The organism is Crocosphaera sp. Alani8 (genome assembly GCF_038442745.1).
In the GTDB taxonomy this organism is placed as follows: domain Bacteria; phylum Cyanobacteriota; class Cyanobacteriia; order Cyanobacteriales; family Microcystaceae; genus Crocosphaera.
The window spans coordinates 19748-31161 of the sequence record NZ_JARVCN010000263.1 but is presented as its reverse complement, the minus strand read 5'-3'; the positions used below and the strand labels follow the sequence as shown (position 1 = coordinate 31161).

The following is an 11414-nucleotide window of genomic DNA, read 5'->3' as shown; positions in this document are numbered from 1 at the left end:
TCATCCCTCGATTTTCGTCCCTCAATCGGGGATTTCTCGCCAGGAATTAGTTAAAGTCCCAGAATTATCCTAGCAATGGAAAAATAAATAAATACCCCTGCCACATCCACTGCAGTTGTAATAAAAGGGGCTGACATTAAAGCCGGATCTAAGCCAAAAGACTTGAAGACAAAAGGTAAAGCCGAACCTGCAACAGAAGCTAAAATAGCGATCGCAACTAAACTGACTCCTACAGAGATAGATACGGACCAATTTCCTTGCAGTCCATAGGCCCAAAGCGTAGCCAATAGACCTAAAGCTATCCCTAATAAAGCCCCTGCCATCAACTCCCTTAAAATCACCTGTCCGGCACCGAGATCCTTTATATCGTCGGTATTTAGACCTCGAATGACCACCGTTGAAGACTGGGCCCCAACATTGCCCCCTGTTCCTGTCAAAAGGGGAATAAACGCTGTCAGGATGGCCATTTGTTCTAGTAAACCCACCTGAGATTTAATAATCGTGCCGGTAACAGTGTTGGTTAAGAGTAAAATCAGTAACCACATCACCCGTTTACGGGCTACAGTGATTAAATTAGTTTGGAAGTAATTATCCCCATCGGACTGAACCCCACCCAGAGCGTAGATATCTTCGGTAGCTTCTTGTTGTAAAATATCAATTACATCATCCACAGTTACCACCCCTACCAGTCTTTCTTCGTTGTCCACCACAGGAACCGCCAATAAATCGTACCGTTGAATCACTTGTGCTACTTCTTCTTGATCGTCGGTGGTGTTCACAGAAACGATCTCTGTGGCCATGATATCCTCTAAAACTACGTCTGGAGAGGATAATACTAGATTTCGTAAAGAAACAATGCCCACCAAACGGCGAAACCCATCGGTGACGTACAGATAATAAACAATTTCTGAAGCGGTGGCTAGGGTTCTAATTTTTTCTAGGGTTTCGGCAACGGTTAAACTTTGTTTGAGAGAAATGTATTCCAGGGTCATAATGCGCCCGGCCGTATCCTCTTCATACCCCAGTAATAAGGCGGTTGCGTGTCGTTCTTCGGGGCTAAGTTGTTCGATTAAACGGCGTACCACTTTAGCCGGTAATTCATCGAATAAACGGGCCCGATCATCCGGGGACATCTGGTCTACAATATCCCTAACTTCTTGTTGTTTAAACTGTTCGATTAAAGATTGTTGAACCGTGGAATCTAAATTTTCATAGACAGCGATCGCCTCTTTTTTCACCAATAAACGAAAAGCGATCACCTGCATAGACTCTGGCAAACCTTCGATAGCTTCAGCAATGTCTACTGGTTGCACGGGAACCAATAGAGCTTTTGCCCCTTGTAAGTTGCCCTGTTCTAATAATAAGGCCAGTTGGTTGCACACTAATTGGCGCAACTCTTTTCGGTTAGTTGATTGGACAGTAGTTATGGGTTCATTCAAAGTTCACCTTTTCCTTATGCCTAGTCATAATGATATTAGCAAAAGTTGACCTTGATCATAACTTCCTACACCACTATTAATCATCCGGTGCTTTACGAATTTGGAAACAACACCATTGTTTGCGTTTCCATAAAGCCGCCACTACCCATCCTTCTTGTTCTAGAGTATCGGCGATGGCCTGAGATTGATCCAACAAAATACCGCTTAACACGCCCCAGGTGCTGGGTTTAGCCAACTTAGAAAAGTGAGGAATAAACTCAATAATCACCTCCGCCAAAATATTACAGACAATCCCATCTACTCCATCCTTAACTAATTCTGATAATTCCGTCAAACTTCCCTCATTAATCACCATGCGATCAGGATCAATCTCATTAAGATCACGATTTTCCTGTGCTGACTTAACGGCTAAGGGGTCAACATCTACAGCATAAACCTGATTGGCTCCTAACAAAATACTCCCAATGGCAAGAATACCCGATCCCGAACCAATATCAGCAATTACCACATCTGTTGCAGATTTGGATAAACGCATTTCTAGGGATTCTAGACACAACTGGGTAGTGGGGTGAGTTCCTGTGCCAAAAGCCACCCCTGGATCGAGTTTAAGCACTAGTTTATCTGTGTTTTCAGGGGGAGTTAACCAAGCCGGATAAATAACTAAGCGATCGCCCACTTCTGTCGGTTCCCAGTGTTGCTTCCAACTGCTGGACCAGTCTTCTTCGTCGATTAATTTCCAACGGGTGAGGGGTTGGGGTAAATTTAGAACCAAGGCATCTTGTCGCAACCATAGGGATAAGGCAGAGATGTCTAGGGACTGATAGGTAATTTGTGGTACGTAAGCTTGAATAATATAGGATTTTTCTTTAATTTCCCGTGAAGTTCCGGAACAGCCAAACTTATCTAACCGCCAAGTAATAGATTCTTCTAAATGAGGATGACATAATATGGTGATTTCCCACCAACTGTTAGACATAGGACTTATTTATCAATAAAAAGGACTGGGGAAGTGGGGAAGCAGGGAAAAATAGGGAGAAAAATACTAATATTTTTTTTAATCTTCCCGGACTTTCCACCCTTCCCACCTTCCGTTAAAGTTTAACTGTATATGCGTCTCTGATACCAGAAACTTTAGTAATTTCGTTCAGCAGTCCTTCTGGTAGGGGATCGTCCAAACTCAAGGCCATTACAGCGTCTCCTCGAACGATTTTCCGCCCCACTTGCATACTGGCGATGTTAACGTTGAAACTTCCTAAAAGGGAGCCAATTTTCCCGATAATCCCCGGCATATCTCGGTGAACGGTGAACAACATATAGTTACTGGGAGGCACGTTAATGGGGAACCCATCCACATCCGTAATGCGGATTTCTCCATCGCTTAGTAAGGCCCCAGTAACAGAGTGTTCCCCTAAAGATCCCTGGGCTGCTAGGTGCAATGAACCAGAATAGTCCCGAATAGAAGCGTCACGGGTTTCGATGATACGCACCCCTCGTTCTTGGGCTTCGATGGCAGCATTGACGTAATTAACCCTTTCTCGCAACGCTTGAGAGAGCAACCCTTTAATAGAAGCAACAACAATGGGTTGAGCTTTGGTACTAGCTAATTCTCCTTGTAGGCGAACCGTTAACCGTTCTATACGACCTCCGGCCAATTGACCCGCCAAATTTCCTAAAGTTTCCGCTAATTGTAAATAAGGACGCATTTGCTCCATAACGTCCGGGGTTAGTCCTGGAATGTTGACGGCAGAGCGAGCCGGAAGTCCTAACAATACGTCCCGTATCTGCTCGGCCACATCCACTGCAACGTTAACCTGTGCTTCTGCGGTGGAGGCACCCAAATGAGGGGTTAAAATGATGTTTTCGTGATCTCTGAGTTTGGATTCTTTGAGCGGTTCTTCTTCAAACACATCTAAAGCCGCCCCTGCGATTTTCCCTTCTGCGATCGCTTCTGCTAGGGCAGACTCGTCGATGGTACCACCCCGCGCACAGTTAACAATGCGGGCGTTAGGTTTCATTTTACTGAGGGCTTCTTTGTTGATTAGATGGGTAGTTTCCGGGGTTTTAGGGATATGTAGGGTAATATAATCGGATTCGGCGAACAGGAGATCGATATCTACTAGGGTACACCCCAGTTGCTCGGCTCTTTCTTTGGAAATAAAGGGGTCATAAGCCAATAATTTCATGCCCATAGACTTGGCGACATTAGCCACATGGGAGCCAATTTTTCCTAAACCCACAACCCCCAGGGTTTTTTTATAGACTTCTGCCCCAACAAAGCGTTTACGATCCCATTTATTACTTTTTATGGATTGATTGGCTTCGGGAATATGTCGAGAGAGGGATAACATCATGGCTAGAGCGTGTTCTGCCGCTGCGATGGTGTTACCTTCTGGGGAGTTAACTACCACAATACCTTGACGAGTGGCCGCCGGCACATCGATGTTGTCTACGCCAACCCCGGCTCGTCCAATAATTTTCAGTTGGGTTCCGGCTGCAACGATTTCTTCAGTGACACGGGTGCCTGAACGTAGCATCAGGGCATCGTATTCGGGAATAATTTTTACTAACTCTTCTGGGGGTAGTCCCGTTTTAACATCCACTTGCGCCACTTGTGAGAGGATATCAATACCAACTTGGTCAATGGGGTCTGATACAAGAACTTTTGCCATAGTAATTCGCCTTGGGAGGAGTGATCGTTTCTATACTTTGCTCTCATGGTTGCAGTAAATTATTGTAAGGGTGAATCGTCCCTTAAACCTTAAATCCTTAAGAAGTTTTCCAGTTTGCTATTTTGTAGGACGACTATTTCTCATTAGTTTCAGACTTAGGGGTATGAGCATATTTTGTTCCTCGGCACAAGCTTGACTGATTGATTCTGAAATTTTTACTCTTCTTCTCCCCATTTTTTATGAGATTTTTCGGCAGCCCGTAGAGATTTTTTAGATGGCATTTCATAGGTGGGAGACAATAATTCTAGTTGTTGAGGTTTTGGGGTTTTTGTTCCTTCTTTTCTGCGCTGTGATATGCGCTCTTCGCTGGTGTCTTCTGCAACAATTTCGTATAAGGTGGCTAATTTATTTTTTCCTTTTCCTTTGCGTAAAATACGACCTAACCTTTGCACGTATTCCCGAGCAGAACTTGTGCCAGATATAATAATAGCAACTTTCACCTCTGGAACGTCCACACCTTCGTTTAAGACATGGGAGGTTACTAAACTTTTATAAATCCCTTCTCGAAATCGTGTCAAAATATCGTGACGTTCTTTGACTTGAGTTTGATGGGTAATAGCAGGGATTAAAAATTCTTGAGAAATGCGATAAACTGTGGCATTATCGTTAGTAAAAATTAATAATGAATCTCGATGATGTTCACAAACTAATTCTGCTAATACTCTTATTTTTCCCTCTGTACCGGCGGCTATTTCTTTTGCCTCCCGATGGGCTAACATTGCCCGTCTTCCTGCTGGACTTCTAGCACTAGCTTTAACAAAAATTTGCCACCCGTTTAAACTTCCTAAAGAGATATTAGACTTGCGCAAAAAATTGTTACGAATTTCTATAGCTTGCTCGTAACTTTTTCTTTCTGTTGGTGACAATTTAACCTTAATTTCTACTACTTTATGATCCGCTAAAGTTCCCCCTGCAAGTTCTTTCACTCCCTTACGATAAACCACTTCCCCAATTAAACTATCTAAGTCACGATGGCTACCATCAGCCCTTTCTGGGGTAGCAGTTAAGCCTAAACGGTAGGGAGAAATGGCGTATTCTGCAATTACTCGGAAAAAATACGTAGGAAGATGGTGACATTCATCAAATACCTGCAAAGCATAACGATTTCCTATTGTTTCTGCATGAATAGCGGCACTGTTATAGGTTGCAATTAAAATAGGACTGCGATCGCGCGATCCCCCTCCCAATAATCCTACCTCAATATCGGGAAAGGCTGCACTCATCTGTGCGTACCATTGGTGCATTAAATCTAGGGTTGGTACTACAATTAAGGTAGTACGTGGTGTGGCAATCATGGCTAACTGGGCTAAGTAGGTCTTTCCTGCTGCGGTGGGTAACACCACTACTCCCCTACGTCCTGAGATTTTCCACGCTTCTAAAGCCTCTGTTTGATGGGTATAGGGTTGCCTCTCGAAACTGGGGGTCAAATCTAAAGGGAAAAAGTCCTTGGCGTTATCAACAAAGTTGAGATTATTTTCTTGCAAAGTTTCGATTAAAATTCGATAATAAATAGCCGGGACTCGAAACTTCTCGATGCGATCATCCCAAGTAGCAAACTCGATCCAAGCTTTTCCTCTTGGGGGTGGATGTAAAGTCAATGTGCCGCGATCGTATTTTAGTTTACTGGGACGTGCCATATAGAGATTAAGTATTATATTTTATTTATACGTTATAAAGTTGTATGGATGTTCTCAACCAAATTTCAATGATAGCCCTAATCTAAGATAGATTATAATATATTGGCTTAAGGAAACCATCTCATTCTTTTATCAATGTCGAGTTATTCTGAATCAAACCCTAACCCTAATATTGGAACCAGTGATTCACCTCATACTGATTATCGTCATCTTGATGCTAAGAAATTAACCCCAATGTATCAACATTATGTTGATGTTAAAGAACAGTATCCTAATACTTTATTAGTGTATAGAGTAGGGGATTTTTTTGAATGTTTTTTCCAAGATGCGGTGACGATTTCTCAAGAATTAGAATTACATTTAACCAGTAAAGAAGGTGGCAAAGAAATAGGCAGAGTTGCCATGACTGGTGTTCCTCATCATGCCTTAGATCGTTATAGTCGCTTATTAGTAGAAAAGGGTTATGCTGTGGCTATTTGTGATCAAGTGGAAGACTCGGCACAAGCAGTTGCTCAAGGACGAATGGTAGAGCGAAAAATCACCAAACTTTTGACTCCAGGAACTCTAACAGATGAGGGAATGCTATCAGCAAAAAAGAACAATTATTTAGCTGCTGTTGTGATTGCTGGAGAACACTGGGGACTTGCTTACGCTGATATTTCTACAGGGGAATTTTTTACTACTCAATCGAAAGAATTAAATAATCTAAATTTAGAGTTATTAAGGCTACAACCAGCAGAAATTTTAATACCCACAAATGCTCCTGATATTAATACTTTATTGCGCCCTGGAGAGAAGTCTCAATATTTAGCTGATGTCTTGCCTGATTGTTTTTGTTATTCCCTGCGATCGCAAACTCCTTTTACTTTAAACGAAGCAAAAAGTAAGCTCTTAATTACTTTTAAAGTTAGATCCCTAGAAGGGTTCGGATGTGAGCAATTGCCCCTAGCAGTTCGGGCAGCAGGAGGTTTATTAGATTATTTAGAAGATACCCAAAAGGCTCATCAGGTTCCCCTACAACTGTTACGTACTTATAATCAGGTTGATTTCCTTATTTTAGACTATCAAACTCGCCGCAACTTAGAAATAACTCAAACTGTAAGAGATGGCAGTTTTCATGGTTCTTTATTATGGGCTTTAGACCGCACCTGTACAGCAATGGGAGGTCGTGCTTTACGTCGTTGGTTACTAGAACCTTTATTAAATCCTAAGGGAATTATTGCTAGGCAAAACACTATCGAAGAATTAATAGATAATCCTTCTTTAAGGCAAGATATTAGACAGTTACTTCGCAGTATTTATGACTTAGAGAGAATTAGTGGAAGAGTAGGTGCAGGAACAGCAAATGCAAGGGATTTATTATCATTAGCAGAATCATTGGTCAAGTTAAAAGACTTAGCAGAATTAGCTACTCAAGCAGAATCTCTCTATCTCAAAACTTTACAAAATTTACCTCCAGAATTAGAACAATTAGGTCAATATGTTATTGAGCATTTAGTTGAATCTCCTCCTTTACATTTAAAAGATGGTGGTGTTATTAGAGAGGGTATTAACAACGATTTGGATTCCATGCGTCAAAGGTTAGAAGATGATCGTCAGTGGTTGGCTAATTTAGAAATTACAGAACGAGAAAAGACAGGAGTTACTAATCTAAAAGTTGGCTATAATAAGACATTTGGTTATTATCTAAGTATGCCTCGTAGTAAAGCAGAACAGGCACCAGAAAATTACGTTAGAAAACAAACTTTAACCAATGAAGAAAGGTATATTACACCAGAACTGAAAGAACGAGAAACTCGAATTTTAACTGCACAAGATGATCTCAATAAATTAGAGTATGAAATTTTTGTAGAGTTACGTTTAAAAGTAGCAGAAAAAGCCCAAGATATTCGTAAAATTGCTAAAGCCGTAGCCGCCATTGATGTCTTATCAGGACTGGCAGAAATTGCTGTTTTTCAAGGGTACTGTCGTCCCGAAATTGTTGACGGTAGAATTATCGAAATTATTGATGGTAGACACCCTGTAGTTGAACAATCTTTGAGTGCTGGTTTATTCGTCCCCAACTCAACTAATATGGGAGGTAACCAAGGGGAAACTAGCCCAGATTTGATTATTTTAACAGGTCCCAATGCCAGTGGAAAAAGCTGTTATTTAAGGCAAATTGGACTAATTCAATTAATGGCTCAAACCGGTAGTTTTGTCCCTGCTACAAAGGCAAAATTAAGCATTAGCGATCGCATTTTTACTCGCGTGGGGGCAGTTGATGATTTAGCCACGGGACAATCAACTTTTATGGTAGAAATGAACGAGACGGCTAATATTTTAAATCATGCAACGGAAAAATCCTTAATTTTATTAGACGAAATTGGAAGAGGAACGGCAACTTTTGACGGACTTTCTATTGCTTGGGCTGTAGCAGAATATCTAGCTACAGAAATACAAGGAAGAACAATTTTTGCTACTCATTACCATGAATTAAACGAACTAGCATCTATCCTTTTTAATGTAGCTAATTATCAGGTTACTGTGCAAGAATTGCCCCACGAAATCGTCTTTTTACACCAAGTTAGACCGGGAGGTGCAGATAAGTCTTATGGTATTGAAGCAGGAAGATTAGCCGGTTTACCTAATTCTGTGATTAGTCGGGCAAAACAAGTTATGAATCAAATCGAAAAACACAGTAAAATTGCTTTAGGGTTACGACAAGGAATCACTCAAGTTAATCCTGTGAAAAATACCAAAAAGAAACTGGAGTTGATCGAACAATTGGATATTTTCGATGATTTCTAATTTCAGAAGATAAGAAATGTACTTTTTTTCTCATCTTCTGAATTAACTGTGTTATGTATCCTAATCTAAAACCACCAATCATCTTCTAAGTCACTTTCTTGATAGATAATCATTCCCCAGATAAATGCAGTGGCGATAGGTGAAAAAACCATTAACCATCGCACATCAATTAAATCTAAAAAGTAAGTGTACACCTGTTTTCCCCTATTCTATGGTAGTTTTCGGCAAATTTTACTTCTCTATATTTTTAGGATATGCAGTCAAAAATAGCTATAAATTTACTATTCTGCTTGTTCATACAAAGGCACTAACCGTTAGGGGAAAAATTTTATTCCCTTTGTAAGCAGTTGTTTTACCAGAGTTGATTGCATTCTAAAAATGACAAACTTGTGGATAAAAGTTCACTAGATTGTAGAGTTTGCCAATGTATCCTCATATTAACCTAAATGAGAACTACTCCTAATAAGTTTTTATGTTTTTTTAAGCAGATGTGGTGACTATCCGACGTAAAAGCCTTTTTTTATGTGATATACGCTTATGTTGTCTTCCAATAAACAAGAAAATCATTGATATTTATTATCATTAATTTTAGTATTTAAGGCTTAAGGGGCAAAATATTAATTATAAAATCTATTAAATTAATTCTTTAACAGATTGCAAAGCCATTTCCATGAAAGTTTTTTGAGAACTTTGTTCATGATCTTTCCTCTGTGGTTGACGTTGAATATAACTACCGTCCGATTGTAATTCCCAAGCTTGACGGTTATCTACTAACATTATTCCCAATATTTCTTGTAACTGTTGAGCGATTTTTGGATCTTCCACAGGGGTAATAGCTTCAACCCGACGGGAAAGGTTCCGAGTCATCCAATCTGCACTACCGATGTAAATCTCTTCCTTTCCTCCGTTATGGAAATAGAAAATTCGCGAATGCTCTAACAAACGCCCTACAATACTAACAACATTAATGGTATCACTAACCCCTTGAATACCAGGTTTTAAACAACACATTCCTCGTACAATTAAATCAATTTTAACCCCTGCTTGAGAAGCTTTATAAAGAGTTTCAATAATTTGTGGATCGACTAAAGAATTCATTTTTGCTACAATGCGTCCGTCGCCTCCTTTACGAGAGTGTTCAGCTTCTCGGTTGATCATATAAATCATACGCTCACGCATATTTACAGGAGCAACCAATAATTTACGATAAGATTTTTGCCTAGAATATCCGGTTAAAAAGTTGAATAAATCCGTTAAATCTTCTCCTAATTCTTCCCGACAACTCAATAAACCTAAATCAGTGTATAATTTAGCTGTTTTTGGATTATAATTCCCCGTTCCAATATGAACATAGCGACGTATTTTCTCACCTTCCTTACGAACAATTAGAATGACTTTTGTGTGGGTTTTTAATCCCACCAAACCATAGACAACATGAACCCCTGATTGTTCAAGACGACGGGCCCAAATAATGTTATTTTTTTCGTCAAATCTTGCTTTTAACTCCACTAATGCTGCCACTTGTTTTCCATTAGCTGCAGCTGCAATTAAAGCATTAACAATAGGTGAATCTCCCGAGGTTCTATAGAGGGTCATTTTAAGGGTTAAAACATTGGGATCGTAAGCAGCTTGGGTAATAAACTGTTGTACAGAAGCACTAAAAGATTGATAAGGATGATGAACTAGGATATCCCCTTGACGAATTAAAGAAAAAATATCGTCTCCTTCTTGTTGAATCTTACCGTCATCGTTACCATCTACGATTTCTTTTATCCTTTGTAATGAAGGTGGAATTACCGCACTCCAAGGTTTATCTTTCAATTCGGGACAAGGAAGAGACATAAAATAAAATAGGTCTTTTAGTCCTAGTAATCCTTCGATATCATAGATATCAATTTCTTCTAATTTTAAGTCCTCCATCAGTTGATTTCTGATCGGTTCGGGGGTAGTTGCATGGATTTCTAACCGTACTGCAGACTTACCAATATGTCGCTTTCTTAACTCTTGTTCGATGGCTAAAAGTAGGTCATCTGCTTCGTCTTCTTCTACCGATAAATCTGCATTTCTTGTGACTCGAAACGGATGACATTCCTGCACAATCATCCCAGGAAAAAGAGCTTCCAGATTATGAGCAATAACTTGTTCCAAGGGAACCCCTGTCCAGATGGCAGTTTGATCGTCTTCTTGATGCCTTAATTCTGGGGGCAGGGGTACAAAACGAGGTAATACTCCAGGAACCTTTACCCTAGCAAAATGTTCCTCTTGTGTCTCTGGATCTCGTACCACCACCCCTAAATTTAAACTAAGATTGGATATGTAGGGAAAAGGGTGAGATGGATCCACAGCTAATGGGGTCAAAACAGGAAAAATATTATCATCAAAATACTGATGTAAATAAGTTCTTTGTTCTTGATCTAAGTCTACATAATTGATTAAATAAATTCCTTGATTAATTAACAGGTTTCTCAGAGTATATTCAAAGAGATGATCTTGTTCCTTGACTAAGGGACGCAGACGCTTGCTAATAGCTTCTAACTGTTGTAAAGGAGTTCTTCCGTCTGGGGTTAATTTACTTACTCCTGCTTGGAGTTGCTGTTTTAATACAGCGACCCGAACCATAAAAAATTCGTCTAAATTAGAACTAAAAATGGCGACAAATTTAAGTCTTTCTAATAAAGGGGTACGACTATCTAGAGACTCATTTAACACTCGATGATTGAATTCTAACCAACTTAGTTCACGATTAAAATAGTATTGGGGATCTCTCAGATTAATATTCCCTTCTTCAACTTTTGCCTGTGCCATAATTTTAAGTATTT

General features: G+C 40.0%; 7 protein-coding genes. 1 reads left to right on the top strand and 6 read right to left on the bottom strand.

All coding sequences use genetic code 11. From position 1 onward, the window contains the following. Nucleotides 1–50: 50 nt before the first annotated feature. The 4 genes from mgtE to P9B04_RS15090 form a co-directional block, all read right to left on the bottom strand. On the bottom strand, nt 51–1439 hold the full coding sequence (gene mgtE, locus P9B04_RS15105) for a magnesium transporter (protein ID WP_342055813.1): 1389 nt from the start codon (nt 1437–1439) through the stop codon (nt 51–53). A 76-nt stretch (nt 1440–1515) separates the two neighbouring features. Further along, complete coding sequence (gene prmA / locus P9B04_RS15100) at nt 1516–2415, bottom strand: 50S ribosomal protein L11 methyltransferase (protein WP_342055812.1); 900 nt, start codon at nt 2413–2415, stop codon at nt 1516–1518. A 115-nt stretch (nt 2416–2530) separates the two neighbouring features. Then, nucleotides 2531–4108: a phosphoglycerate dehydrogenase gene (gene serA / locus P9B04_RS15095; protein WP_342055811.1), complete on the bottom strand. Its 1578-nt coding sequence runs from the start codon at nt 4106–4108 to the stop codon at nt 2531–2533. A gap of 215 nt (nt 4109–4323) precedes the next feature. Beyond that, complete coding sequence (locus tag P9B04_RS15090) at nt 4324–5805, bottom strand: DEAD/DEAH box helicase (protein ID WP_342055810.1); 1482 nt, start codon at nt 5803–5805, stop codon at nt 4324–4326. A 135-nt stretch (nt 5806–5940) separates the two neighbouring features. Between P9B04_RS15090 and mutS the strand changes: the two genes are divergently transcribed. Beyond that, nucleotides 5941–8595 (top strand): DNA mismatch repair protein MutS, encoded by a 2655-nt coding sequence (gene mutS, locus P9B04_RS15085; RefSeq protein WP_342055809.1) that lies wholly within the window; start codon nt 5941–5943, stop codon nt 8593–8595. A 65-nt stretch (nt 8596–8660) separates the two neighbouring features. On the opposite strand, the gene P9B04_RS15080 is transcribed toward mutS, so the two are convergent. Next, nucleotides 8661–8789 carry a hypothetical protein gene (locus tag P9B04_RS15080; RefSeq protein WP_342055808.1) on the bottom strand — a complete coding sequence of 43 codons (129 nt, stop codon included), beginning with the start codon at nt 8787–8789 and terminating at the stop codon, nt 8661–8663. 439 nt (nt 8790–9228) lie between these two features. Further along, a complete protein-coding gene (gene ppk1, locus P9B04_RS15075) occupies nt 9229–11400 on the bottom strand; it encodes a polyphosphate kinase 1 (RefSeq protein WP_342055807.1) in 2172 nt (723 codons plus the stop codon). Between the last annotated feature and the right edge of the window lie 14 nt (nt 11401–11414).

What these genes read in the sequence shown, in the direction of transcription:
- ppk1 (WP_342055807.1), bottom strand. Translation starts at nt 11,400, where the DNA reads ATGGCACAGGCAAAAGTTGAAGAAGGGAATATTAATCTGAGAGATCCC.
- prmA (WP_342055812.1), bottom strand. Translation starts at nt 2,415, where the DNA reads ATGTCTAACAGTTGGTGGGAAATCACCATATTATGTCATCCTCATTTA.
- serA (WP_342055811.1), bottom strand. Translation starts at nt 4,108, where the DNA reads ATGGCAAAAGTTCTTGTATCAGACCCCATTGACCAAGTTGGTATTGAT.
- mutS (WP_342055809.1), top strand. Translation starts at nt 5,941, where the DNA reads ATGTCGAGTTATTCTGAATCAAACCCTAACCCTAATATTGGAACCAGT.
- P9B04_RS15090 (WP_342055810.1), bottom strand. Translation starts at nt 5,805, where the DNA reads ATGGCACGTCCCAGTAAACTAAAATACGATCGCGGCACATTGACTTTA.